This is a genomic window from Thioalkalivibrio nitratireducens DSM 14787 (assembly GCF_000321415.2).
In the GTDB taxonomy this organism is placed as follows: Bacteria; Pseudomonadota; Gammaproteobacteria; order Ectothiorhodospirales; family Ectothiorhodospiraceae; genus Thioalkalivibrio; species Thioalkalivibrio nitratireducens.
Map to the genome: position 1 here is coordinate 2,931,846 of NC_019902.2, position 21,446 is coordinate 2,953,291.

At 65.5% G+C, this 21,446-nt stretch carries 27 protein-coding genes, 1 pseudogene, 1 CRISPR repeat array, 1 riboswitch and 1 other annotated feature (1 of these 31 only partly in view); of the genes and pseudogenes, 15 read left to right on the plus strand and 13 right to left on the minus strand.

Annotated features, from left to right (window positions below):
* Window positions 1-199: direct repeats of the CRISPR family, unit length 28 nt; unit sequence TTTCTGAGCTGCCTGCGCGGCAGCGAAC; it begins 791 nt to the left of the window's first position.
* 63 nt (window positions 200-262) lie between these two features.
* Window positions 263-1,813 (minus strand): IS66 family transposase, encoded by a 1,551-nt coding sequence (gene tnpC, locus TVNIR_RS13435; protein WP_015259590.1) that lies wholly within the window; start codon window positions 1,811-1,813, stop codon window positions 263-265.
* Between the two features lie 15 nt (window positions 1,814-1,828).
* A complete protein-coding gene (locus tag TVNIR_RS20780; RefSeq protein WP_015259591.1) occupies window positions 1,829-2,065 on the minus strand; it encodes a hypothetical protein in 237 nt (78 codons plus the stop codon).
* Window positions 2,066-2,154: 89 nt separating this feature from the next.
* On the opposite strand from TVNIR_RS20780, the gene TVNIR_RS20785 reads away from it, so the two are divergent.
* From TVNIR_RS20785 to TVNIR_RS13450, 3 genes are all read left to right on the plus strand, one after another.
* On the plus strand, window positions 2,155-2,613 hold the full coding sequence (locus TVNIR_RS20785) for a hypothetical protein (RefSeq protein ID WP_237251642.1): 459 nt from the start codon (window positions 2,155-2,157) through the stop codon (window positions 2,611-2,613).
* 1,027 nt (window positions 2,614-3,640) lie between these two features.
* Window positions 3,641-3,868, plus strand: coding sequence for a DUF433 domain-containing protein (locus tag TVNIR_RS13445; RefSeq protein WP_043740679.1), 228 nt, complete (start codon window positions 3,641-3,643; stop codon window positions 3,866-3,868).
* On the plus strand, window positions 3,868-4,200 hold the full coding sequence (locus TVNIR_RS13450; protein WP_043739753.1) for a DUF5615 family PIN-like protein: 333 nt from the start codon (window positions 3,868-3,870) through the stop codon (window positions 4,198-4,200). Before TVNIR_RS13445 ends, TVNIR_RS13450 begins: the two co-directional genes overlap by 1 nt.
* A gap of 259 nt (window positions 4,201-4,459) precedes the next feature.
* Here the strand turns inward: TVNIR_RS13450 and TVNIR_RS13455 are convergent, their stop codons facing one another.
* From TVNIR_RS13455 to TVNIR_RS13460, 3 genes and pseudogenes are all read right to left on the minus strand, one after another.
* Window positions 4,460-4,732 (minus strand): type II toxin-antitoxin system YafQ family toxin, encoded by a 273-nt coding sequence (locus TVNIR_RS13455; RefSeq protein WP_015259594.1) that lies wholly within the window; start codon window positions 4,730-4,732, stop codon window positions 4,460-4,462.
* On the minus strand, window positions 4,732-4,833 hold the full coding sequence (locus TVNIR_RS20790; protein WP_237251644.1) for a hypothetical protein: 102 nt from the start codon (window positions 4,831-4,833) through the stop codon (window positions 4,732-4,734). The genes TVNIR_RS13455 and TVNIR_RS20790 overlap by 1 nt, the downstream gene beginning before the upstream one ends.
* A gap of 19 nt (window positions 4,834-4,852) precedes the next feature.
* Window positions 4,853-4,970: a sequence feature (AL1L pseudoknot), on the minus strand.
* Window positions 4,860-5,248, minus strand: a pseudogene (locus TVNIR_RS13460) (transposase); the annotation flags it as partial. It overlaps the preceding feature by 111 nt.
* Before the next feature lie 297 nt (window positions 5,249-5,545).
* On the opposite strand from TVNIR_RS13460, the gene TVNIR_RS13465 reads away from it, so the two are divergent.
* The gene (locus tag TVNIR_RS13465) at window positions 5,546-6,271 is read left to right on the plus strand and encodes a hypothetical protein (RefSeq protein WP_015259596.1); all 726 of its coding nucleotides are present in this window, start codon (window positions 5,546-5,548) and stop codon (window positions 6,269-6,271) included.
* Window positions 6,271-7,242, plus strand: a complete 972-nt coding sequence (locus TVNIR_RS13470; RefSeq protein WP_015259597.1) for a polyprenyl synthetase family protein — start codon at window positions 6,271-6,273, stop codon at window positions 7,240-7,242. Before TVNIR_RS13465 ends, TVNIR_RS13470 begins: the two co-directional genes overlap by 1 nt.
* On the opposite strand, the gene TVNIR_RS13475 is transcribed toward TVNIR_RS13470, so the two are convergent.
* The 3 genes from TVNIR_RS13475 to TVNIR_RS13485 form a co-directional block, all read right to left on the minus strand.
* Window positions 7,234-7,974, minus strand: a complete 741-nt coding sequence (locus tag TVNIR_RS13475) for a class I SAM-dependent methyltransferase (RefSeq protein ID WP_015259598.1) — start codon at window positions 7,972-7,974, stop codon at window positions 7,234-7,236. The genes TVNIR_RS13470 and TVNIR_RS13475 overlap by 9 nt on opposite strands.
* A 652-nt stretch (window positions 7,975-8,626) precedes the next feature.
* Window positions 8,627-8,848 carry an archease gene (locus TVNIR_RS20795; RefSeq protein ID WP_015259599.1) on the minus strand — a complete coding sequence of 74 codons (222 nt, stop codon included), beginning with the start codon at window positions 8,846-8,848 and terminating at the stop codon, window positions 8,627-8,629.
* A gap of 15 nt (window positions 8,849-8,863) precedes the next feature.
* Complete coding sequence (locus tag TVNIR_RS13485; RefSeq protein ID WP_043739758.1) at window positions 8,864-9,343, minus strand: alpha/beta hydrolase family protein; 480 nt, start codon at window positions 9,341-9,343, stop codon at window positions 8,864-8,866.
* Window positions 9,344-9,934: 591 nt separating this feature from the next.
* Window positions 9,935-10,058: riboswitch (yybP-ykoY riboswitch) on the plus strand.
* A 111-nt stretch (window positions 10,059-10,169) separates the two neighbouring features.
* Between TVNIR_RS13485 and TVNIR_RS13490 the strand changes: the two genes are divergently transcribed.
* The 3 genes from TVNIR_RS13490 (at window position 10,170) to TVNIR_RS13500 (ending at window position 12,639) form a co-directional block, all read left to right on the plus strand.
* On the plus strand, window positions 10,170-10,796 hold the full coding sequence (locus TVNIR_RS13490) for a TMEM165/GDT1 family protein (protein WP_015259601.1): 627 nt from the start codon (window positions 10,170-10,172) through the stop codon (window positions 10,794-10,796).
* A gap of 116 nt (window positions 10,797-10,912) precedes the next feature.
* A complete protein-coding gene (locus tag TVNIR_RS13495) occupies window positions 10,913-11,875 on the plus strand; it encodes a daunorubicin resistance protein DrrA family ABC transporter ATP-binding protein (RefSeq protein WP_015259602.1) in 963 nt (320 codons plus the stop codon).
* Window positions 11,875-12,639 carry an ABC transporter permease gene (locus TVNIR_RS13500; RefSeq protein ID WP_043739759.1) on the plus strand — a complete coding sequence of 255 codons (765 nt, stop codon included), beginning with the start codon at window positions 11,875-11,877 and terminating at the stop codon, window positions 12,637-12,639. Before TVNIR_RS13495 ends, TVNIR_RS13500 begins: the two co-directional genes overlap by 1 nt.
* A gap of 76 nt (window positions 12,640-12,715) precedes the next feature.
* Here the strand turns inward: TVNIR_RS13500 and TVNIR_RS13505 are convergent, their stop codons facing one another.
* The gene (locus TVNIR_RS13505; protein ID WP_043740680.1) at window positions 12,716-14,104 is read right to left on the minus strand and encodes a serine hydrolase domain-containing protein; all 1,389 of its coding nucleotides are present in this window, start codon (window positions 14,102-14,104) and stop codon (window positions 12,716-12,718) included.
* Window positions 14,105-14,239: 135 nt separating this feature from the next.
* Between TVNIR_RS13505 and crcB the strand changes: the two genes are divergently transcribed.
* From crcB to TVNIR_RS13520, 3 genes are read left to right on the plus strand one after another with little or no spacing between them, the layout of a single operon-like run.
* Complete coding sequence (gene crcB / locus TVNIR_RS13510; protein WP_015259605.1) at window positions 14,240-14,629, plus strand: fluoride efflux transporter CrcB; 390 nt, start codon at window positions 14,240-14,242, stop codon at window positions 14,627-14,629.
* Window positions 14,626-15,024, plus strand: coding sequence for a CrcB family protein (locus TVNIR_RS13515; protein WP_015259606.1), 399 nt, complete (start codon window positions 14,626-14,628; stop codon window positions 15,022-15,024). The genes crcB and TVNIR_RS13515 overlap by 4 nt, the downstream gene beginning before the upstream one ends.
* 10 nt (window positions 15,025-15,034) lie before the next feature.
* Window positions 15,035-15,370, plus strand: coding sequence for a DUF190 domain-containing protein (locus tag TVNIR_RS13520; protein WP_015259607.1), 336 nt, complete (start codon window positions 15,035-15,037; stop codon window positions 15,368-15,370).
* 305 nt (window positions 15,371-15,675) lie between these two features.
* On the opposite strand, the gene TVNIR_RS13525 is transcribed toward TVNIR_RS13520, so the two are convergent.
* Window positions 15,676-16,335 carry a hypothetical protein gene (locus TVNIR_RS13525; protein WP_083499462.1) on the minus strand — a complete coding sequence of 220 codons (660 nt, stop codon included), beginning with the start codon at window positions 16,333-16,335 and terminating at the stop codon, window positions 15,676-15,678.
* 134 nt (window positions 16,336-16,469) lie between these two features.
* Window positions 16,470-17,165: a winged helix-turn-helix transcriptional regulator gene (locus TVNIR_RS13530; protein ID WP_015259609.1), complete on the minus strand. Its 696-nt coding sequence runs from the start codon at window positions 17,163-17,165 to the stop codon at window positions 16,470-16,472.
* Window positions 17,166-17,332: 167 nt separating this feature from the next.
* Here TVNIR_RS13530 and TVNIR_RS13535 point away from each other — a divergent pair, with 167 nt between their 5' ends.
* The 4 genes from TVNIR_RS13535 (at window position 17,333) to TVNIR_RS13550 (ending at window position 18,748) form a co-directional block, all read left to right on the plus strand.
* Window positions 17,333-17,566 (plus strand): hypothetical protein, encoded by a 234-nt coding sequence (locus TVNIR_RS13535; protein WP_043739760.1) that lies wholly within the window; start codon window positions 17,333-17,335, stop codon window positions 17,564-17,566.
* A gap of 85 nt (window positions 17,567-17,651) precedes the next feature.
* Window positions 17,652-18,170, plus strand: a complete 519-nt coding sequence (locus TVNIR_RS13540; protein ID WP_335338135.1) for a cupin domain-containing protein — start codon at window positions 17,652-17,654, stop codon at window positions 18,168-18,170.
* Window positions 18,160-18,474: a BBE domain-containing protein gene (locus tag TVNIR_RS13545; RefSeq protein ID WP_015259612.1), complete on the plus strand. Its 315-nt coding sequence runs from the start codon at window positions 18,160-18,162 to the stop codon at window positions 18,472-18,474. The genes TVNIR_RS13540 and TVNIR_RS13545 overlap by 11 nt, the downstream gene beginning before the upstream one ends.
* 19 nt (window positions 18,475-18,493) lie before the next feature.
* The gene (locus tag TVNIR_RS13550) at window positions 18,494-18,748 is read left to right on the plus strand and encodes a cupin domain-containing protein (RefSeq protein WP_043739761.1); all 255 of its coding nucleotides are present in this window, start codon (window positions 18,494-18,496) and stop codon (window positions 18,746-18,748) included.
* A gap of 204 nt (window positions 18,749-18,952) precedes the next feature.
* On the opposite strand, the gene TVNIR_RS13555 is transcribed toward TVNIR_RS13550, so the two are convergent.
* Entirely contained in the window at window positions 18,953-20,161 is a 1,209-nt protein-coding gene (locus TVNIR_RS13555) for a hypothetical protein (protein WP_015259614.1), read from the minus strand.
* Entirely contained in the window at window positions 20,134-20,973 is an 840-nt protein-coding gene (locus TVNIR_RS13560; RefSeq protein WP_015259615.1) for a hypothetical protein, read from the minus strand. The genes TVNIR_RS13555 and TVNIR_RS13560 overlap by 28 nt, the downstream gene beginning before the upstream one ends.
* Window positions 20,974-21,446: the final 473 nt, after the last annotated feature.

Sequence of the window (21,446 nt, forward strand, 5' to 3'; positions counted from 1 at the left end):
GCCTGCGCGGCAGCGAACGGTGCGGGATGCGGGGTTGCCGTCTTTGTCGATTTCTGAGCTGCCTGCGCGGCAGCGAACTCGATTTGCATGCCTGCGGTGACTGGCGGGATTTTTCTGAGCTGCCTACGCGGCAGCGAACGGGGCGATCAGGTCGGGGGGTCGAGGGATCGATTTCTGAGCTGCCTGCGCGGCAGCGAACGCTGTGTATGCGTTCACTCCCCCAGGCTTGAGTGCTGGTATTACAACCGCATGCGGCGAAAGGTCATGGTGCCGGGGCGGGTTCAGGCAGAACGGGGGCCGGCTCGCCTTTGCGCCGCTGCTGGACCACCTGAGCCAGGTAGGGCCAGGGCGAGACCCCGCGCTTGCGGCAGGTTTCGATCACGCTGACGAGGAGCGCGAAGGCCAAAGAACCCTGCTCGGTCCGGGTGCCCTGGCTGATGCGACGGCTGATCACCCAGTGCCGCAAGGCCTGTTCGGCCCAATTGTTCGTGATGGGCAACCGCGGAAACTCCAGAACGGCCCAGATCGCCTCCCAGTCATGGGTGAACTCGCGCGCCAGTTGCCGCGTCTTTTCGTGCGCACAGTCCCAGTGATCCACGCATAGGTCGTTGAAGGCGTCGAGCTTGCCGCGGTTTTTCTGGTACAGATCGGCCGGAGGCTGTGGTCCTTCCCGGGCCTGGTAGACTTGCTGGAGCAGGTCCTCGAACAGGGCCAGGGTGGCGGCACCAAACGGTCGCGCCAGTGGGTCGAGGCTCTGGTCCAGCCCATGGGCCTTGCGGATGAGATGCGCCAGGCAGCGCAAGCGGCGATCGTAATCGCGATAGGCCCAGAAGCCATCGCTCATCAACCAGCCAACGAACGCTTCGCCCAGGATCTTGTGCAGCATCCTGCGGGAACGCCTGCCGATGGCAAACAGGGTGGCGGTGGTGCAGGTAAAGACCCACAGCCACAAGAGCTGGTTTCCCTCTTTCCAGCCGGTTTCGTCGACATGCAGCAGTTCGGCCTCGCGAATCAACGGCACGATATCGCGCTCGATCACCGGCGCGACCGCGCGACCGGCTTCGTGCAGGCATTGGTGGATCGCCGCGATGCTCAGGGATACGCCCAGCCAATCGGCCAGAAACTCCTGGACACCCCGGCGCGAAACGCGCTGGCGCAGCGACAAGGCGCAGATCAGCGCCACCAGCATCGGACCGGCCAGGTGCCATTCGGTCAGTTCGACCTGCCAATCCGTATTCTCTGCACAGCGTCCCGGTTCCGCATGCGTCCAATGGCCGCAGGAACATTGCCGTTGCAGATAGACGTGCTTGGTGTGACGGACTTCAAGGCCTGGGGAACCCGAAGTGGGGGCGACCACATCGAGTGCATAGCGACCATTGTAGCCCTTGGTCGGAGCATCCGCGGGAAAGGGCGTGCCGCAGCATCGGCAGCGATCGGGGCTGTGCAGGATCTCCTCCTGCACCGGCAACGTGACCAGACGGCCGCAACCGGGTGCGCCGGGGCGCTTGCCGGGTTTGCCGGCGGGCGCCTTGTTCTTGTCGGAGGCGGGCGTGGTCGCCGCAGATGACGGGGGTTCTGACGCGGGCGCCGTCGGATCTTCGGTTGGGTCCTCCGTCTCTGCTGCGCTGGCGGCTTCCCAAGGGGGCTGGCTGCTCGATGGCCGGGAACTGTTGGCCGGGTTTTGCCCCAGGCGATCATGCGCCTCTTTCAAATCCACCAGCAGATTCACCGCAAGCACGCGCAGCGCGGCTTCGCTCAGGGCCGCGATGAACGCCTCGTCGATCTGCCGAAGATCGTGTGGGCTCAGGCGCATCCTCCGCGACCCACCTCAATCCTCGGCCTCAACCGCCATCAGGGCCGAGAGCACCGCCAGGCGCTCCGCCGCGGGCATGGCCCGGTAGCGCTCGCCCCAGCTCGCGGCCTTGCGCTTGATCCGTTGCCGGTCGGTGAAGTTCTTGCCCGCATAGCGCGGCCAATGCACCCGATCGGGCGTGAAGTTGAACCAGAGTTTCTCGGTGCGGCACCCGACCCTGGATACATCACCTGCACTTCCAGGCTCCGCCAACCCGTCAGATGCTCGTCGTACAGCGCCGAGGGGTAGCCCGACAGGATGACCGAACAGGGGAGCGACTGGAGCAGCGCAAGCAGCTCGAGATGGTCGGCCTCCTGGTATTCAAATCGATAGCGCCGCCGCGAGGTGCGGGTGGCATGCAGATACGGCGGATCACTGTAGACCAATTCCCGGCCCTGGAAATCGAACCCGGCCAGAAACGCATGCGCGCAGGCGTTCACCTTCTCGATCGGATAGGGGCCCGCAAACTCCCGCAGTGCTTGCGGGTCCAGGTCGATGCCAATATTGCGCAACGCCGCCGGCTTGCGCTGCATGATCGCCCCACCACCGAGATGGGTTTCGATGTAGGTGTCGTGCGGCGGCATCAAGGCAATGATCGATTGGCACAACCCGACCGTCGCCTTCGAACCGAAATAGCCGCCCATCGCACGCCTCCCATCCCCGTGATCATGGAGACCACCATAGCCGCGACGCGCTATACCGTCAAGTCATCGCAGCTTTCTCCAGGGGGGGCTGAACGGATACCTGGAAACCAACCTTGATTCCGTCAAGTCGTCAACGGCATAAACCCGAGGAACGAGAGGTCGCCCACCTCCATCTGCTAGTTGAGTCGCTTGGCCTGCCATGCCGCCTTGTTGGAATAGGACTGCGGGCCTGAGTCCCTGTTCAAGGAACAAAGGGATCTCTATCGAAATGCTTCCAACTATCGTGAGGCCTTCCGGATTCGCCTCCCGAAGCCCAGTCCGTATCGCAATGCCGAATGCATCGTTCGAAACGGGGACAGACACGGTCCGGGATTCTTGACCAAATAAGTTAGAAACGGTCGGGCGTTCTGGATCCGCTGTGTCCCCCTCGCCGTAGGCGCCTTGGGCAAACAGTGCGGCAAACACGAACAAGCCGACAACCAGAACAATCCCTCGAGAGGAGAGCAAGGTCATGGCATTCCCATCCTCGCCGGCGCAGACTCTACTGCCACATAGATGAAGATAGCCAGTAATCGGCCGCCTTGCGAGATAGAGGTTGTGCGGTGCCCCCGGAATCGCGTTTCACTATCCGGCCCGAATGCGCGGCCAAGTCGAATACCACGGGTCTTCACGGTTTCAAGATCAGCGAAATCGGTGAGAGCTTTGCGGTTCAAACACTAAGGCACCAGCAAGGACTAGGCGGCGACACTCTCATGGGGTCCCGACTACAGCGCGACAGGGTGACCGTTTGGGCAAGGCGCGTATCTCAGCAGCACCCACTTACCAGCGCGCTGGGTTACGGGCTGGCGCGAACGGACCCAAGCTAATGGACATCTGTTGCCCGGTCATGGCCGTCAGCCATGAGTCAACCTGCTGTCTCTGTGGCCACTCCGCCCACTGACTGGTCTGGGTCGGCTTCTGCCAGTGCCATGTTTGTGGGGCTGGGATCTCGACCCTGAGTCGCCATTGGCTACTGTGAGCCAGAGGCTCGTAACCGGCACGCTGCCGGCCGCCCCAGGAGCCGGTGATGGTGGCAGCGGTGGCGCTTGTCCCCGCCACGGTGATCTTCTACTCTGAGGTGGAGATGGACATGATGGTGACTCAAGTGAGCGAATTGCACCGAATCACGATCGATCCCGACGTCTGCGGAGGACGCCCATGCCTGCGGGGTCTACGCATTCGGGTCAAGGATGTCCTGGACCTTCTGGCTTCCGGCGCCTCACACGAGGAGGTGCTTCAGGATTACCCCTATCTTGAACCGGAAGACATTGTTGCCGTTCTGGAGTACGCCGCCCGCCAGAGTGACCATCCTGTGCTGTCCGTTGTTGCCTGATGCGCTTTCTGGTGGACGCGCAACTGCCGCCGGCCCTTGCTCGGTGGCTGAGCGCCCAGGGCTGTCCAGCCGACCACGTCGCCGATCTCGGGATGGCAGAATCCCCGGATCGAGTGATTTGGGAGTGGGCAGCACAAGAGAGTGTGACGATTGTCACCAAGGATGAAGACTTCGCCATCTGGCGAATCACCTCCAGTGCCGGGACGCCACGGGTCGTGTGGCTCAGAATGGGCAACACTCGCCGGTCGGAATTGCTGGCGCGCATGGAAATTCTATTGCCTCGGGTTTTGGCCGCCCTGGAGGGCGGCGAGACGCTGATCGAAATTCGTTGATGGCGCTGGAGATCACGCGTAGCACCTCTGTGGGCGTAGTCCTCTTGAATTGCCCGTTGACCTGACCAGCCTTCAAGGAGTTCTGAGGGCTGCACTTATGGGCTGATGCCGGAGAGAACTACGAGCATTCCGAAGATGGCGAAATCTAGAGGCTGGCAACCGATCCATAGCGGCCCCTCGTCGCCGCGTGCCGGGCGACCGGTTCGGGTCGAGACCCGTCATTGGCAGTGGTTGGCCCTGAGCATTCAATACCCTGCACCTACTCTCGGAACAGATCCGCATGGCTACCGGTCCGGGCCAAGTGCAACTCGTCGCCGACAACGCGGCACAGCAGCAACCAATCCGGCTCGATATACGCGTCCCGGTAGCCGCGCCAGTTTCCTCGCAAGGCGTGATCCTGGTACGCCTCGGGCAATGGGGACTTCTCAATCAAAAGGCCCAGCACAATCCGCAACTTGCCCATGTCCTGGCCACGTTTCTGAAGTCGTTTCACATCGCGTTTGAACTGGCTGGAACGGACCGCAGTCAGCATCAGATGCCCAGGTCATTGAAAAGCTCATCAGCACTATCGAACCGCTTTCCCTCACCAGAATCCACGTCTTCCAGCGCCTTGGCGGTAATCGAGTTGGGCACCTGGACCGCGAAGGGAAGTCGCTGTTCATCGGCAACACCCTGCAGATCAGCTCGACCCCGTAGGCGTCCCGGTGAGCATCGATGAAGGCGATCACCGCCGCAGTGGGCGGTCGAGCTCCGCCTGCGCGAAAAACGCCGAGGCCTTGCGCAGGATCTCGTTCACCTGGCGCAGCTCACGGACCTCGCGTTCCAGTTCACGGATGCGCTCACGCTCAGTCGTGGTCAGGCCCTCACGCAGGCCGTGATCCCGCTCATGCCGACGCACCCAGCGCCGCAGGGTCTCGGTCGTGCAGCCAATCTTGGCGGCGATGGAAACCATGGCCGCCCAGTGCGATTCGTGCTGATTCTGCTGGTCCAGGACCATCCGTACCGCACGCTCGCGGACTTCGGGAGAGTATCGTGTCTCAGTCTTCATGGCTCTATCCTCTCACAGGAAAGAGCCTCCGGAATTCTCGGGACGGTTCATCATCGGCTGCGCCGGGAGTCCCGGCGAGTAGCTGCCGAATGCGGTGGGGGGGACCCTTTGCATGGACGACGCCCGCGGGCGTAGCATCAACCCCTCAAGGCTTGTGAACATGCCCTCGCTACGGCAGAGGACATTTTCAGAAGGTCTCATTCCAACGCCAGCTGTTCGCCGGACCGAGCGAGTCCCCGCATCGCGGGTATTGCGCGCCTGACCGGACGGAGCTGTGCTCGCGATCACGGGGACACCATGGCGCAGATGAACGAGCCCCAACGATTGAACGAATGGTTCGTACCGTCCTTCGGGCCACCGCGCTTTCGAGTGGCGGTCGGTCTGCTCTTTCTTCCCTATACCGCGATGGTGCTGTCGTTTACCGTGATCGGGGCGATGCTGGCCGAGACCGTTCACTGGGATCGCGTCGCAGCGATCGTCGTCATTTATTTTCTCGCGCTCGGCATTGGCGCGCATGCACTGGATGCATTGGGCAGCCAAGCCGTCAAACCGTGGGGGGCGGTCTTCTCGAAGCGCCAGCTCTGGGCCGTCGCGGCAGGCTCCGTGGTCCTGGCCTATGCGATCGGCATCAATTACATCGTGCGCTACGCGCCGCTGCTCGGCGTGATCGCCGTCCTCGAGGGGTTCTTTCTCCTGGCCTACAACCTGGAATGGCTCCGGGGGCGCTTTCATACGAATGCCTGGTTTGCCTTCGCCTGGGGTTTCTTGCCAGTGTTGGCCGGCTACGTGATTCAGACCAATTCCATTTCGCTGGCCGTCGTGCTGATTGCCCTGGCCATGGCGGCTCTGAGCCTCGTCGAAATCAATGCCTCACGGCCGTACAAGGCGCTGAAGCGCGGCGCGGACGGACTGACGACCGAAGGCCGCGCACAGGCGGCTCAACTCGAGGCCATCCTGAAATCCGTCAGCCTCGGCGTGATCCTGCTCAGCATCGCACTCCTCATCTGGCGCTGGACCCTGTGATGCGCGAAACGCCGTTCGTGCGGTATTGGCGCACCACGCGCGCTGAGCTCGACACCGCCTTTCTACACTGGATACCGCGCTTTTTCCCGAGCCTCTGCGAAACCCAGGCCGCCGCCGTTCACGACGCGCTCGCTGATGGCAAACGCCTGCGTGGCTGTCTCTTGTGCCTGGTGAGCGATGCGCTGGGTGGCCGGCGTGAGGCTGCCTTGCCGCGCGCGCTTGCCGTGGAATGCATTCAGGCTGCGTCGTTAATACACGACGACTTCGTGGACTGTGACACCGAACGGCGCGAGCGGCCCGCCGCGTGGACGAAGTATGGGCCCCGCAAGGCCGTGTTGCTCGGTGACCTCATGTTCGCGACAGCGCTGCAACGGATGACCGAAAACGGCCGTGCCGGCGGTCTTGCGGTTGCCGAGGTCATCGCCACGATGGCCAACGGCGCGTGGCAGGAGCCGCTGGAGCCTGCCGACGTCGAACGCGCGCTCTTGGCCGAACCGGAACGCGGCCAGGGACTCTATCCCAGAATCATCCATCTCAAGACGGGGGCGTTGTTCGGGACGGCGGCGCGTCTCGGCGCCATCAGTGCAGGCGGCTCGCAGCGCATGGCGGATCTGGCCCATGAGTTTGGCGTGCACCTCGGCGAGGCCTACCAGATCGCCGACGATCTGGCCGATGTCGATGGCCGCGAATCTTCCGCGACCGAGTGGGCCGTGCTGGCACCCGCAATCGTGCATTTCTGCGGTGAATCGGAGCTGGCACGAGCCAATCTGCCCAAGGGTTCGACTGCGGCACCGGAATCCTTTCTCTCGGAGACGCTGCCCGTGCTGCGGTCGCGCATGCGCAAGGCGATGCACGCGAGGCTGGGGCTCGCATCCGAACGGGCACGGCAGTTTCCCGACAGCCCGTTTGGTCGGCTGCTGGAGACTGCGCCGCCAGAGATCGTGCACTTGAGCCTCGGCGAGCTACCCTGAGCTGCCGTTGGGCGCTGCGGAGGCGCCCGGCTTGCGCGCATACACGATCGCGGAGCCGTACAGCGTCAGGTCATATCGGCGGACATCCACAAATCCCGATTGCTCCAGCGCCCGCTGCAGTTCCTTGATCCAGGGGCTCCGTTCGATCAGCTCGGGCAGCCCGTAATAGATCTCACGCCAAGACGGAAACAGGCGGCTGCCGGCAAGCTGCAGGATCCTGAAGTAAAGCCTCCAGATCCTAACCAGATGAGCCTTCGGCGGATACGTGAAATCGTGCGCCAGAAACACGCCGTTGGGCATCAGCATCGTGTGGGCGTTGCGGCTCAGCAGCGGGAGCTCCGCGTACTTGGCGAGGTAGGACGAGGTGATGCAGTCGAACGGTACTTCCGAGCGGTAGTCTTCGGCACGCCCCAATACCAGCTCGATGTTCCCTAATGCGCGTTGTCTCAGCTTCGCCCTTGCCCGTTCGAGGTATTCGTTCCGGAGCTCGACGCCGACCACCTGGCACTTGGGATGACGTTTCGCAATGGCCAGCGTCGATATCCCGGTGCCGCAGGCCAGATCCAGCACGCGCGCCGGGTTCGGCGGTATGAGGTCCACGAGACGGCGCTTCCATAGCCGGTCGATTCCGAAGGTCGCGGAATTCACCATGAAATCGTAGCTGGCCCCAGTGCCCTGAAAGAACCGTTCCACCAGCGCGAGCCGCGCATCACCCGAGCCATTTGCATTCATCGCGATGCCTCCCAACCGAATCGTAATCCCGCTGCCACGATATTGGACACGCTCCAGCAAGCGTGTCTGCCAGGTTCCCCTTCTACGCCGGGCCGCCCGACAATGGCAACCTCCACCGGGAGGCGTGAAAGCTACGTGGCGATGAAAGGGAAAGGGGAATAGGCCCGTGCCCTCAGCGTGAGAACACGCACAGGACCGGTGTCGCCAGTTGATCGGAGGCGGCCAATGGGTGGCCGCGTGCACTGGGGTGTGACGCTCCCCTGGTACCCGGACTATGGAGCTGGCAGAGGGTAGTACAGGGGCCCCGGTGGGGCCCCTGCGTTGTGGGCTCAGTGCGTTGTTTCGCCCCAGGCCTGAACGTCCACGCATCAAGACGCCTGATCGACTCGATCTGGCGGCGGTCGTGCTTCACGCCCCGCGGATCGATGCGATCGCCGCCAATCACCGTTCCACCGTAATTCGAAGTCCCCCACAACATGCGCCGGGCGTCGAACGGCGTTTCGCTTTTCGACACCTTCCCGCGGAGCCAGGTCGAGAAAAAAGGGTGGCGAAGAACAAGAAGGGGACACCCATGATTTCTTCGATCCGCACCGAAAAGCGCGAGAACAGCAGGCCGCTCACGGCCATCTCGTACACCAGGCCGTTAAGGAAATCATTGAGCAGGATCTCCGGGTCCGCACGCCTGTGCGCGGATTTCCACGCGCACCTCCGGGTGCACGCCATCCGGCTCGGTGATCACCGCGGTCATCGCATGCGCGGCGGCAGCGAAGGCCTCGCCGGGGCTGCTGCCAAAACCGGGTACCCCCATGTCCGCCACGTGCGGGAAGTGTTCCCAGCGCTCCGGCGGTACCGGCGGTGTCGGCTCGGCGCTCATGCCGGCGGGCCCGGGTCAGCGCGTGCGCCGGCAGTGGGCCAGCGGTCGCGCCCAGGCGTCGAGCAATTGCTGGCGCATGCGGGCGTTCGTGCCGTGCCACAGTTCGTCGCGGGTGGCGGTGAGGCTGCGCGTCATCCAGCCATCGTCCGCGGCGCATTCCACCTGGATGGCCCAGCCGTCATCGCGCGGTTCGACATCGAAGGTGTAGGTATCCAGATGCAGCTCTTCCAGCAGCCCGCCGACCACCTCCCGTGCCCGACCGGATTCCGCGCTTGTCGGCGCCATGGCGGCTTCCCGGGCATGGTCCCGCAGCCACTGTTCGAACTGGCGGATGGCCTGTTCGAACAGCGGACGGTACTGCGGGGTCGGGGCGTGCCCGTCGGCGCTGGCCAGCGCCTTGCGATAGATATCCAGCGTGCGCCCGACCCACTCCCGGGTCGTGGCCTCGCCGTCACGCTGGATCAGGAAACGGATGCGCTGTGTTTCGTCTGTCATGCCGGGACCCCGCAACAGGATCGGGTTCCTCCTCGTGATGTAGGGCATGAGCGGCCCCTTGTGCAACAGCACGGGGCAACAGCGGCGCAACCGGGTCAGGGACGCCGAAGGATAGGAAATCCAACCGCCTTCACCGCAATATCCCTTCGGTCCGGGTGCCTGTCAAGTCGCAACTGAAGCCCCGGCTGAGCAGCGTCGGCAGCACTATGCGGCCGGAATCGGCCTACAGGGGACTGGAAACCGATTTGGCGGCGCGCTTCAGGCGTGTTTCCGGAAAGCGGGCAACGGCGGGGCCAGCAGCCCAGCGGGGCTGCTTTACCAGGACACCCGCTGGGTGCGACACGAAGTCGCACGCTTATTTATCATGGAGATAGAAGTGGTTCAGGGCGATGCGCAACGAATTGGACCGTTGTGGGCCGTCCATCCCGAACCTCCGGTGCAAGAGTGTCGCCGAATGGTCCCCGAGCTTACACAACGGGTTGCACCAGGTCAGCGTTCCCACATTGGGGCCGAACAGCATGCCGACACGCCTTCGTGGGCGCGCATTGACCGCTGGACAGGCACGTCGGGGCTTGACTATAGTTCGCGCACCCTCAGGGGAGTAGTCGCCTCGGCCACGCGGGCCGGGGGCACGCGTCAACAGACTTGGCCGCCTGGCCGTGGCGTGTGCAGCCGCTCGAAGGCGCCCTGATGCGTCTTCCTCGAACGGCCTGACGAGACCTGTGGCACCGACATCCGGCTCGCGTTCGGGCGAGCTTGGGCCCATGGGCGGGCGGCGATGGCGGTGTCACCGGTTGCGTCGCGCCGCTCGCCCGGAATGACCTCTGTGGAACTCTTCCTGCTTTCGATACTGGCCGTCGCCGTCGCTGAGATCGGCGATCGTTCGATGTTTCTGGCCGCGCTGTTCGGGATGCGCTGCCGCAGCGCCTGGGCCGTCTTCTGGGGCATGACCGCCGGCCTGTTCCTGAATCAACTGCTGTCTGCGGTGGCCGGCATCTGGCTGTTCGCAGTGATCGCCACCGACTGGCATTTCTGGGTGGTCGGGGCCGCCTTCCTGGCAATGGCCGTCTGGGTACTGATTCCGGAGGACGAGGAGGTGGAGAAGGACACCCGCGCCCGCAGTGCCTTTTTCGCGGCCGCGATCGCCTTCTTCCTGTTCGAGATGTTCGACAAGACCCAGCTGGCAGTGATCACGCTGGCCGGCGCTTCCGGGGCCCTGCTGCCGGTGGTGTTGGGGGCTACGGTGGGGATCCTGCTGATCACCACGCCGGCGCTGATCCTCGGCAAGCGCTTCGCCGCCAGTATCCCGGCCACACCGATGCGCTATGTGGCCGCCGCACTGTTCCTGCTGATCGGCTTGTGGACCTGGGCCGAGGCCGGCGGCTGGATGCCCGATCTCGGCCTTCCGGATCTCTCGGGGATACTGTTGCGGGCGGCGGAAAACTACGAGTAGCCCCGCGCACCTCGTCTTGCGGCGCCTTGCGGCGCCGATCCCGGCCCTGCCAGCCGTGCTTGCCTTCGGGCGGCCGCGTCGATTGAATGGGTGTGGATGCCGGGGACGAGAGATTGATGAGCTGCGCGATCGAAGTGGAACGGCTGGTGCGGGACTTCGCCGGCACCCGCGCCCTGGACGGCGTGAACCTGCATGTGCCCACCAGCCAGGTGCTGGGCCTGCTGGGACCGAACGGCGCCGGCAAGACGACGATGGTCCGCACCCTGGCCACGCTGCTTGCTCCCACCGCTGGGCAGGCGTGGGTGGGCGGCTTCGACGTCGTTCGGGAGGCCGCGCGGGTCCGCGAGATCATCGGCCTGACCGGCCAATACGCGTCGGTCGACGAAAAGCTGACCGGGCGCGAGAACCTGATCCTGATCGGTCGCCTGCTGGGGCTGAAGCGCGCGGAAGCGAAAGCGCGTGCGGACAGCCTGCTGGCGGATTTTGCTCTGACAGACGCCGGGCGCCGGCCCGCCCAGACCTACTCCGGCGGCATGCGCCGGCGGCTGGACCTGGCCGCCAGCCTGGTCGGGCGTCCGCGCATCCTGTTCCTGGACGAGCCGTCCACCGGATTGGATCCGCGCGCACGGCGCGACCTGTGGCAGCGCGTCCGCCAGCTGCAGGAAGACGGCACGACCGTGCTCTTGACCACCCAGTACCTGGAGGAGGCGGATGCGCTGGCCGACTCGATCGTGGTGCTGGATCAGGGCCGAGTGATCGCCGAGGGCACGGCCGCGCAGCTGAAGGCACGGGTGGGCGCGCGCACGCTGTCGGTGACCGTGTCCGACCCAGCCCTGGCCGCACGCGCCGCGGAACACATCACCGCCGTCGCGGGGGTGCAGGTTCAGGTGGACGGCGACCAGATCAGTGCCTCGGTACAGCACCCGGCGCTGCTGCCGGCGGTATTGCGGGCACTGGACGACGCCGGCATCGAGGTCTCGGAGCTGGGGCTGCGCGGGGCGAGCCTGGACGACGTGTTCCTGGCCCTGACCGGCCACAGCAGCCGCCTCGACACTGGCCGATCGGAGGACGCCGCGTGATGAACGGCCTGCAGCAGACATTCACGCTGGCCTGGCGCAGCCTGGTGCAGGTGCGGCGCAACCCCTGGGAGCTGGGTGACTACAGCATCCAGCCGATCCTGTTCCTGGTGCTCTTTCTGTACGTATTCGGCGGCGCGATCGCCGGCTCGCCGGACGACTACCTGGAGTTCGTGCTGCCGGGGGTGATCGTAATGAACATGCTGTTCGTCACGGTCTATGTCGGCCACGGCCTGAACACCGATCTGACCCGCGGCGTGTTCGACCGCTTCCGCGCTCTGCCGATCCCGCGCTGGGCGCCGCTGGCCGGCCGGATCCTCGCGGACGTGGTCAAGCAGGCGCTTTGCATCGGGCTGCTGCTGGCAGTGGGGTACCTGCTCGGATTCCGCCTGGCGACTTCCCTGATGCACCTGCTGGGCATGATCCTGCTGGTGCTGGTGTTCGCCGTCGCGTTCTCCTGGGTGATGGTGCTGGTCGGGGTGATGGCGCGCGATCCGGAACACGTGCAGTTGTTCGGCTTCACCGCCCTGTTCCCGGTGACCTTCGTCAGCTCCGCGTTCGTCCCGGTGGCGACGATGCCCGAGTGGCTACAAGGCTTCGTGTACGCCAACCCGGTATCCCTGCTGGCCGATGCCGCACGCGCGTTGTTGAACGGCGGCCCGGCCGCCGCCCCGGCGTTGGGGTCCCTGCTCTGGGCGCTCGGCATCGCGCTGGTGTTCGCGCCGCTGTCGGTCTATGCCCTCAACCGGCGCCTGGCGCGCGGCTGACCGCACCCGGGGCTGCACGAAGGCACAGACCCACACGGTCGTCGCTGCGCGGCGGATCGTCCGGCCTTCGTGGCGACTACGAAGGCTGACGCGGCAGCCACCGCCCGAAGAGATGCAATGCCCGCACGCGGCCATCGCCGTCCCGAATGAAATATCCGGTGACACCCTGCGCGGGACCGCTCGCGAACACATATCGATCGGCGTGCCCGGCCACAAGGCCGACCTGCAGAGTCGTCGGCCGGGATCGCGGCGCTTCGCCGATCTCGAACATCAACGCGAGCAGCTCCGGATCGTTGTGCAGCGTGAATGCCAGGCCTCCGGCCTGGTCGTCGGCCACCACGCAACGCATGCCGCGAGCGCGATACTCGCCCGCATACGCGGCGAGCGCGCCAGGCGCAGCCGACACGGGTTCAGGATCCTCGTCCACGATGCCGGTACACGCCGCGAGCACGCGCCGCCGCGCAATCCGGTTCAGCGCGAGCCCTCCCGGACTTGCATTGGTCATCAGCGTCAGCGCCCAGTCCTGTTCCGGCAGAAACGACAGGCTCGCCTCCTGGCCGTTCGTGCTGCCGTCATGGCCCACCAGCTGCGCGCCGCCAATGTCGCTCAGGAACCAACCGATGCCCAGCGCATCGCCGATCGCGCTGCCGGGCATCTGCACGGTGGGCTCGCGCATCGAACGCAGCCCGGATTCGCTCAGCACCCGCCTGCCGTCCGCAACATGACCGTCGCCAGAATGGAATCGGGCCCATGCGAGCAGGTCGGCGACGCTGGTGGCGATGCCGCCGGCCGGCGCGCCATTGCGCGGCAGCACCCAGGGCCGCGCGACCTGCAACGCAGCGTCCGCCGAGGGCTTGTGTCCGACGACGAACCGGCGCGTCATGACCTGATCGCGAAAGAAAAACGACTCGCGCAGCCCCAACGGCTGCAGGATCAGCCGGCGAATCGCGTGCTCGTAGGTGTCCCCCGTCACGTTTTCGATCACGCGGCCTGCAAGACAGAACGCGGCGTTGTTGTATGAGAAGGCCGCACCCGGAGGCGTCAACTGCGCGACCTCGTCGAGACGCGCCACGTATCGGGCCAGCGCGTCGTCGCCTTCGCCAGTGTTCGGAAAGAAATCGCCCTCCCAGCCCGCGGTGTGGTTCAGCAGCTGGAGCACCGTGACCTGCGTGGCTGCCGTTGCATCCGCCAGGTGCAGTTCCGGCACATAGCGGCGCACCGGCGCGTCCAGTTCCACGCGCCCGGTCTGCGCGAGGATCAGCAACGCGGTGGCGGTGAACGTCTTGCCGATCGAGCCCGCTTGAAACAGCGTGTGCGCATCGACCGGCAACGGGTTCTCGATGCTCGTCACCCCGTGACAGGCGAAGGTCGCCTTTCCCTTGTGCCACACACCGGCAGCAACGCCGGGCACGTCGAACTCGCCGGCGAGTTCGGCCAGCAGGTCGAGCAGTTCATGATCGTTCATCTGGAAGATCGTCAGGCCCACCCTTGGCGGATCGGGGCTCGGCCCTTATCGTAGCCGTTGGCCCACGCGGGACTCTACGATGCGCAACCCGTCCTCGGAGAGTTCGCAGCCGAACCCCGTCCGGGGCATACGTCGATGACCGGACTCGGAACCGACGCCTGGCCCTGGGTGCTGGCCGGCAGTGCGCTGGGCGGGATGGCGCGCTACTGGCTTTCCGGGCTGGTGGCCCGGCGTGTCGGCGAAACGTTTCCGTGGGGCACGCTGGTGGTGAATGTCAGCGGTGCACTGGCCGCAGGGCTGCTGCTCGGGATCACCGTCGTGATGCCCGGCGCGATGCCGGTGTTCCTGCTCCAGCTGCTCCTGCTCGGCTTTCTCGGAAGCTACACCACGGTGTCGTCGTTCTCGCTGCAGACGCTGCAGCTCGCGCGCAACCGGCAGCCACTGCCGGCCGCGGGCAACGTGGTGCTGTCGGCCGGGCTCTGTCTCGCCGCCGCCTGGCTGGGCCTTCGGCTGGTGGCCGGATGATGAGGGTCTATCTCGCGATCGCGGCCGGCACCGCGCTGGGGGGCTCCACCCGCTACCTGGTCGCGCTCGCGTTCGTGCAGGGCCTCGGCCTTGCCCATCCATTGGCGACCGCCTTCGTGAACGTGACCGGGTCGTTCCTGATCGGCCTGTTCGCAACGCTGACCGACCCGGACGGCCGCTGGCTCGTCAGCGGTACCGCGCGCCAGGCGGTGATGACGGGCTTCCTCGGCGGCTATACCACGTTCTCGTTGTTGAGTCTCGAGACGCTGGAACTCGTCGAGGCGGGTGCCCCGGCGGCCGCCACGCTGTATGTACTGGGCTCGCTCGCGGCGTCGCTGGTCGCCGTCTGGCTGGGTCACATTCTCGCCGTTCGCATCAACCGCCTGCCCCGTTAGGAGATCGCACATGCAGATTCCCGAAGACGCCCTGCTCGCACGCATCTTCATTGGCGAAAACCACCGCTTCGACGGTCGGCCGCTGTACGAGGCGATCGTGCTGAAGGCGCGCGAGACCGGGCTCGCGGGCGCCACGGTGCTGCGCGGCCCGATGGGCTTCGGCCATTCCAGCCGCCTGCACACCACCAAGATCCTGCAGCTATCCGAAGACCTGCCCCTAGTAATTGAGATCGTCGACAGCGTGGAAAAGGTCGAAGCTTTCCTGCCCCTGCTCGACCCGATGATGACGAGCGGCCTGGTGACGCTGGAAAAGGTCCGGGTGCTGCGCTACGGCCGCAGCGGATGATTGCGCCTCCCTAGGAGCCTGTCGGATTTGGGTGCCCGCAGCGAGCCGCGTGGGAGAGCGAGGACAGTTTTTCATGATTTCGAGGCGCATAGTGGTTCTATATAACGAGAAATCAGGGAAGAATGCACCGCCATTCCCACCGACGCAGTAGGAGCAGCTTAAGTCCGACAGGCTCCTAGACGCGGGCCAAGCTGGCCATGCGGGGATTCACACCAGATCGCTGCCGCGAGGATCCGGAATCCGCTGAACCCGAAGACTGCCGTGTTCATTCGCCGGCCGTGCCTGAGCCTCGCTCTGGCGCCGGATCACTCGTAGCCCCCCTCGCCCATCTTCCGGACCAGCGTGTCGAGTGCGTCGGAGCTTCCGATACAGGCGATGACGCTGTCCCGGTGATCCGCCAGTTCCTCGCGGTGGGCGAGACCGCCGCTGGCAGTGTGGCGCAGGAGCAGGCGCGAGGGTGTCTGCCGGTCGGCCGGAATCAGCCTCAGTTCGACCAGTCGACGCAGCCCGTCACCGTCGACGAGGAAAATCCAGGGGGTCAGCACCAGGAGCGCGCCGTCCGGGCAGGGAAAGCGTTCGATCGCGTTCTCGGCATGCGTGCGATTGGAATGGATCGCGTTCTCCCGCTGCATGTCGGCGCGCTGCCAGGGCTCGATCACGAGGACCAACACCAGCGCGGGCGCAACCGCCAATGCGGTGATGGCCAACAGCACGCGCCGATACGCCGCGTAGTGGCGCCACCACCCAAGGGTCCAGTACACCGTGAACGCGACCGCCGACATCAGGACGGACCGTTCGATCCACGCCAGCCCCGTTCCCGCGCCAAGGGCAACGGCCAGCCACAGGTACCCGATCGCGCCCAGGCCGCCGACCAGCAGGAGCAGTCGCGCGGCCGCTGCCAGCAGGATGGCGGACCACCCCCGCGTTCTCGCGCCATGGTTCTCCGCTACATGCGTCTCCGGCATCACGCCCCCCTCGGAAATCCCCCAACAGCATAGACCGACGGCGGCCGGGGACCGGCTGCGGGAGACCACCTTTGCCAGTCCCTGGTTCGTGGTGAAACGGAAGCGGCGCGCTCGATCCCGCGGAGCCTGAGCCGCTACCCTGCTCTCGGGCGCCCTGCGCGTTCCGCTTGCTCCGCGATCACCGACAATTTCAGCCAGCGCCCCAGGCTGCGCGCCAGGTCGTATCGGCCGCAGGCCCGGATCTCCTCGCGTTCGATCGCCGGGGCGAGGGGTCGCTGACCGATCCAGACCGGGCCCATCACCCGCACGCTGGTGGCGATGTAGAGGTCCACTTCGAATCCGGGATCCGACTGGCACAGGTCGACGTCGTCGTCCTCGATCAGCAGCCACCAGCGCCTCAGCTCCGACGGCGCGTCGCTGTAATCGAACTGCACCACCGTTCGTCCCGGGGGCAGCACGCCGGTATCGATGCGCCGGCGCATGTCCCACATGAGTACGCCCGCGTCCCAGTCCGGGCCGTCGGCCGCGCTTTCCACCCAGCGCTGGCCCCACAGGCCCATCCCGATGATGATCGGCCCGAGCGCCGCGCCGGCCTCCGTCAGGCGGTAGGCACCGCTGCCGTCGCGAACCACGATGCCGTGGGCAACCAGCTCCCGCAGGCGGCTGGCCAGGAGTGCACGCGACATGAGCGGCACGCCGCGATGGATCTCGTTGAAACCGGAGGACCCGCTGATCAGCTCGCGCAGGATCAGCGGCGTCCAACGCGTGGTCAGGATCTCGCTGGCCTTCGCGACAGGGCAAAACTGGCCGTACCCGGTTCGGTTCGTCATAGCGCCTCTCCGTTGCCGTGTATGCGGAACACTGGCCCAGGCGAACGGCCGCTGTCCGGTTCACTTCTTGAACTAGCAGGCCGGCAAACCGCTTTGGGATGCTGAACTTCCGGGGCGTACCGCCGTGCTCGCCGACACCGCCAACGAGTCATGAAGGAGATCAAATCATGAACATAGCACCTCAATCCTTCGAGGGCCGAATCCGTCCGCATAACGCGGGTCCCTCGACCGTGTGGTCGAGCGGCGGGGCGGCCGATGACGAGGTGAGCCGCAGCAAACTCGACCCCGAACGCCGCGAACGGTTCAAGACCGATTTCGTGGGATTCCACAAGCGCTTCGCCGACGAACTCGGCATCTGCGTGCCACGCGACTACTGGGTCGTTCACGGTACGCGGCATTGATGCCGCCACGGCAAAGCGCTTCCCAACCGATCCACAGGAGGATGCCATGAAGAACCACAACTCCCGCTCGCTGGCGACAGCTGCAATGTCCGTCGCCGGCTCGATGATGTTCCTGCTTGCCGTCGCGACGACGGTACATGCAGAGCCCGATCCGATCACGGCCGAGCCGCTGACCCAGCGCCACACGTTCAGCGGCAACGTCTCGATGCAGATCACACAGGAGCTCGACGGGCTGCCCAAGCACGTCGTCAACCTCGACGATGCGTCCAACGTCGTCGTGGTCGAGTTCACGATCCAGCCTGGCGCTGTTTTTCCCTGGCACACCCACCCCGGGACGGTGCTGATCAATATCACCGAGGGCGACTTCGTGTTCATGTTCGCGGAAGACTGTGTCGGGCGCGAGTACGGGCCGGGCATGGCGCTGGTCGATCCCGGGCACAGCGTGCACACCGCCTACAACCCCAGCCGGGACGAGCCCACCGTGGTCATTGCCACGCTCCTCGGAGCTCCTGACGAGGGGCCGCTGACGATCCCGGTCGACGCGGACAAAGGCGCGGCGCTGGACGAGAAATGCGGCATCTCAACCGGGACGCATGCGCACTGAGGCGGCGCTGCCTCACCGCCACGGCCGCGACCGGGTTGCGGCCGTGGTCGGGACCGCATGGGATGAGCCGGAAGACGACGCGGCGAATATCGCCTGGGCACGCGAGGCCTGGCAGGACCTGAAGGCCTTCTCCACGGGTGGCGCCTACATCAACTTCCAGACCGAAGATGAAGGGTCGGAGCGTATGGAAGCGGCTCTTGGCCCGGCCCTCCAGCGACTCGCCGAGATCAAGCAGCGCTGGGATCCGGACAACCGTTTCCGCGTCAACCGCAACATTCCACCCAGTGGGAAAGGGCACGGGTAGCACGAATAAGGAGAGGACCATGAGAGTCGTCACATCGAACGAACATGAATTTCATCCGATAGGCAGCAGCAGCGACCTGGAGGTGTGCATGGTGCGGGAAGCCGACGACGGCGGCATCTCGGGGTTCATCAGAATCCGGAAAGGCGCCACGCTGCCCAGGCACCGGCACATCGCCGCCGAGGAAACCTACATGATCCAAGGCAGGATGGACCTCGGTGATGGCCGGATCGCCCAAGCGGGCGACTACCTGCTCATGAACACCTCCTCTTTCTAGCCTATGGGACTTAACGAGGTGTCCGCTACAAGTAGACCACGTCAATCCTCGTGGCCCCCTCTCCCCCAGAGGGGGAGGGAGGAGGGGGACTGTACGGATACCCCGGCTCACGCCTTGAAAGGGCGCCGTGAAGCACCCGGCCGCGAGAGAGAACCGATATAGATTCCCGCCCGGAGACCTCCGTTTCCGGGCGGGTTTGCGTCCCTACTGGGCGCTACGACTGCGCAGATAGTCCACCAACGCGGCGCGGCCCACCGCCGGATCGCTTACCGACTGTCCGGTACCAGGGAAGTAGAACGGATGCGGAGCATCGGGGCCACGCGCCGGGTCAAGGAGACGGTCGAGGGCGTCGCTGGCGTCGACGCCCGCCACCGATCCGTCATGCAGAAACCGGTTCTTGCTATCCAGCGCCAGCAGAAGCGGCTTGGCAAGGCCACGGACCTCACCACGGATACTCGCATCCAGTACCACCAGGGAATTGTCATAGGATGGGTGGGGACCGCTTGTCAGGTTGACCTGCACGTCGCTCAGCGGCGGACTGAACACGCTGCGTTCAAACAGGACGGAGGGATCATAGGGCCGGTACATGGACGCGATGCCAACGATCACATCGCGGACGGGCGCGTTCGGGTCGGCACTATGACAGGAGACGCAGTTGGCCCCGCCTTCGCTGCGGGAACCGAGGAAGATCTGTTCGCCGAGCGCGACCTGGGTCGGGTCGAGACCGTCCGGAGCGGAGGGGGCCGGGAGCTGGTCGGTGTAGGCATTCAGCGCCTGCAGCCGTGCCTCGTCGACACGCAGACTGACGGGTCCAGCCGCACTCCCCGGCGACAGGTCATCGCGGGCTGCATCCACGAAAGGCACCACGTCGGCGGTGGCGACGCCTTCTGGGATGACCCCCGTTTCACGCAGTGTCTCCTCGTAGCGCTCGGCGATCTCGTCGCCCACCGGGCCGGCCAGCACGTTCAGAAATGCACGCCCCGATTCGGTCAGCAGACTCGTCGGGTCCAGTGCCACGGTGTAGACCAGGTTGTTGAAGTCTTCGAGCCGTTCGAAGGCCCCGCTGTGGCCCCAGGGAGCCGCGAGATCGGTACGGAAAAACGGAAGGATATAGGTGGCATTGCCGATGCCGTCCGGCGTGGCATCGAACGACGTGAGGGGATAGTACCGCCGCCCGGTGTCGGAATCGCTGCCGGTCAGATACGCCCGCGCCTCGGCGTCATCCGAGTCCCGCCGAAGACCCGGGAAATCACCGTTGCCGATAGTCGCACCACCCAGGCTCTCGAACGCCAATTGCAGAAACGGGAGGTAGGCCCGGGGATTGTCCGCAACCGCCAGGATCGCTCCGACATCCAGACCCTCCGCGACGTTTCGGCGTCGGACTTTCAGGCCAGCGGCAGCGGTTCGTCGCATCGGGTCATCCGGTCGTGCAGCTCCTGCAAGCGCCGTGCATCGCCGCTGGCCCGGCCATGACCGATCGTCTCCAGGTAGCGGCAGGTGGCGAACCGGGCCGAAGCCTGTTCGTAATCCCGCAGCCAGTCGGCGAATGCCTGCTCGGCCTCGCGCCCCGAGCGCGGAAACTCCCCCGGCGGCCTCGCGACACCGCAGCGCCACGGCTTGGGAGTCAGGCGCGCGCGGAAGCACTTCTGCGAGCGGCAGAGCCGGGCGTACGCCTGGTCCGAGCGGGTGCTGCGCATCAGCTCCCAGGTTTCCGAGCCGGCCGGATCAAACGGCCGGTCCACCGCCATCACGCGAAACCCCGATGCGGTCCGGTAGATGCGGAACGTCGCCCGGCCATCGCGTTCGAGCGCCTCGCGCAGCTGCGCCAATGCCCGCTCCTCGGGCGTCGTCCTGGCGAACAACTGCCACAGTCGCGCAAACAACCCACGCGAGGGCAGATCGACGTCCAGAAACAGGAGCTGCTCGGCGTTCAGCACCTGCGCGCCATAGCGGTTCCGGGTCACGATACCGACAGTCGCATTCGAGTCCGCGCCCGAGACCGTCTGCAGCAACTCCTCGCGCAGCGGTCGGGCTTCGTACTCGTAGCGACGCGGAAACGGCTTGCGGCTGCGAATGCGCTCGAGCGCCCGTTCCAGCCGCTCCAACGCCTTGGCCCGCGCCCGCGCGGAATCGTCTCCCCAGCCCCATGCCGATACCGGAACGGTGCGCCCGTCCCGCAGCGCCGCTTCGCGCGTCTCGCGAACCCATGCCCGTGGAATGTACATCCGCCCCCCTTCTGAATGACCGCCAATCCCTGCGCCACCACTCTGTTCAACGTCAAACGACACGGCTTCTCTCGGGGCAAAGGCGGAAGAGTGCAGCGTCATCCGCCGTGCGGCGTTCGGAGCGCCCCCCGGATCCCTCGCAGGCAGGCCACATTGCGGGAAACGCAGCGTTCGGTCAGGCGCTCAAGTGTACCGATCGCGCGGCCGAAAGGGTGCAATGTGCGCCCGGCGGTGCGGATGAACCGGCGGCCAACAGCGTGAGGGCCTCGTTGTTGGTAGGTGTTGGACATTGCCGGCCTCGCGTTGCGGGAACGCGGTCCGGTGGAACCAACCCACGCAAACATCAGCGACCATACCGCCGCCGCTCTCGCCGCAGGGCGTGCGGCGTCACCCCCGGATGCGAATGGTCCGCAGATCACTTCTGATTCTTTCTTACTATACTCTGTCCATGGGCGCACTCGGGCGGCGGCACA

Excerpts from the sequence above, each read along its gene's own strand:
- TVNIR_RS13515 (WP_015259606.1), top strand. The coding sequence starts at position 14,626 with ATGATGAGGGTCTATCTCGCGATCGCGGCCGGCACCGCGCTGGGGGGC.
- TVNIR_RS13535 (WP_043739760.1), top strand. The coding sequence starts at position 17,333 with ATGAACATAGCACCTCAATCCTTCGAGGGCCGAATCCGTCCGCATAAC.
- TVNIR_RS13505 (WP_043740680.1), bottom strand. The coding sequence starts at position 14,104 with ATGAACGATCATGAACTGCTCGACCTGCTGGCCGAACTCGCCGGCGAG.
- TVNIR_RS13500 (WP_043739759.1), top strand. The coding sequence starts at position 11,875 with ATGAACGGCCTGCAGCAGACATTCACGCTGGCCTGGCGCAGCCTGGTG.
- TVNIR_RS13555 (WP_015259614.1), bottom strand. The coding sequence starts at position 20,161 with ATGCGACGAACCGCTGCCGCTGGCCTGAAAGTCCGACGCCGAAACGTC.
- TVNIR_RS13465 (WP_015259596.1), top strand. The coding sequence starts at position 5,546 with ATGGCGCAGATGAACGAGCCCCAACGATTGAACGAATGGTTCGTACCG.
- tnpC (WP_015259590.1), bottom strand. The coding sequence starts at position 1,813 with ATGCGCCTGAGCCCACACGATCTTCGGCAGATCGACGAGGCGTTCATC.
- TVNIR_RS13560 (WP_015259615.1), bottom strand. The coding sequence starts at position 20,973 with ATGTACATTCCACGGGCATGGGTTCGCGAGACGCGCGAAGCGGCGCTG.
- TVNIR_RS13525 (WP_083499462.1), bottom strand. The coding sequence starts at position 16,335 with ATGCCGGAGACGCATGTAGCGGAGAACCATGGCGCGAGAACGCGGGGG.
- TVNIR_RS13550 (WP_043739761.1), top strand. The coding sequence starts at position 18,494 with ATGAGAGTCGTCACATCGAACGAACATGAATTTCATCCGATAGGCAGC.
- crcB (WP_015259605.1), top strand. The coding sequence starts at position 14,240 with ATGACCGGACTCGGAACCGACGCCTGGCCCTGGGTGCTGGCCGGCAGT.
- TVNIR_RS13540 (WP_335338135.1), top strand. The coding sequence starts at position 17,652 with ATGTCCGTCGCCGGCTCGATGATGTTCCTGCTTGCCGTCGCGACGACG.
- TVNIR_RS13485 (WP_043739758.1), bottom strand. The coding sequence starts at position 9,343 with ATGACAGACGAAACACAGCGCATCCGTTTCCTGATCCAGCGTGACGGC.
- TVNIR_RS13470 (WP_015259597.1), top strand. The coding sequence starts at position 6,271 with ATGCGCGAAACGCCGTTCGTGCGGTATTGGCGCACCACGCGCGCTGAG.
- TVNIR_RS13450 (WP_043739753.1), top strand. The coding sequence starts at position 3,868 with ATGCGCTTTCTGGTGGACGCGCAACTGCCGCCGGCCCTTGCTCGGTGG.
- TVNIR_RS13455 (WP_015259594.1), bottom strand. The coding sequence starts at position 4,732 with ATGCTGACTGCGGTCCGTTCCAGCCAGTTCAAACGCGATGTGAAACGA.
- TVNIR_RS13530 (WP_015259609.1), bottom strand. The coding sequence starts at position 17,165 with ATGACGAACCGAACCGGGTACGGCCAGTTTTGCCCTGTCGCGAAGGCC.
- TVNIR_RS20785 (WP_237251642.1), top strand. The coding sequence starts at position 2,155 with ATGGTCGGCCTCCTGGTATTCAAATCGATAGCGCCGCCGCGAGGTGCG.
- TVNIR_RS20795 (WP_015259599.1), bottom strand. The coding sequence starts at position 8,848 with ATGAGCGCCGAGCCGACACCGCCGGTACCGCCGGAGCGCTGGGAACAC.
- TVNIR_RS13495 (WP_015259602.1), top strand. The coding sequence starts at position 10,913 with ATGAGCTGCGCGATCGAAGTGGAACGGCTGGTGCGGGACTTCGCCGGC.
- TVNIR_RS13545 (WP_015259612.1), top strand. The coding sequence starts at position 18,160 with ATGCGCACTGAGGCGGCGCTGCCTCACCGCCACGGCCGCGACCGGGTT.
- TVNIR_RS13520 (WP_015259607.1), top strand. The coding sequence starts at position 15,035 with ATGCAGATTCCCGAAGACGCCCTGCTCGCACGCATCTTCATTGGCGAA.
- TVNIR_RS13475 (WP_015259598.1), bottom strand. The coding sequence starts at position 7,974 with ATGAATGCAAATGGCTCGGGTGATGCGCGGCTCGCGCTGGTGGAACGG.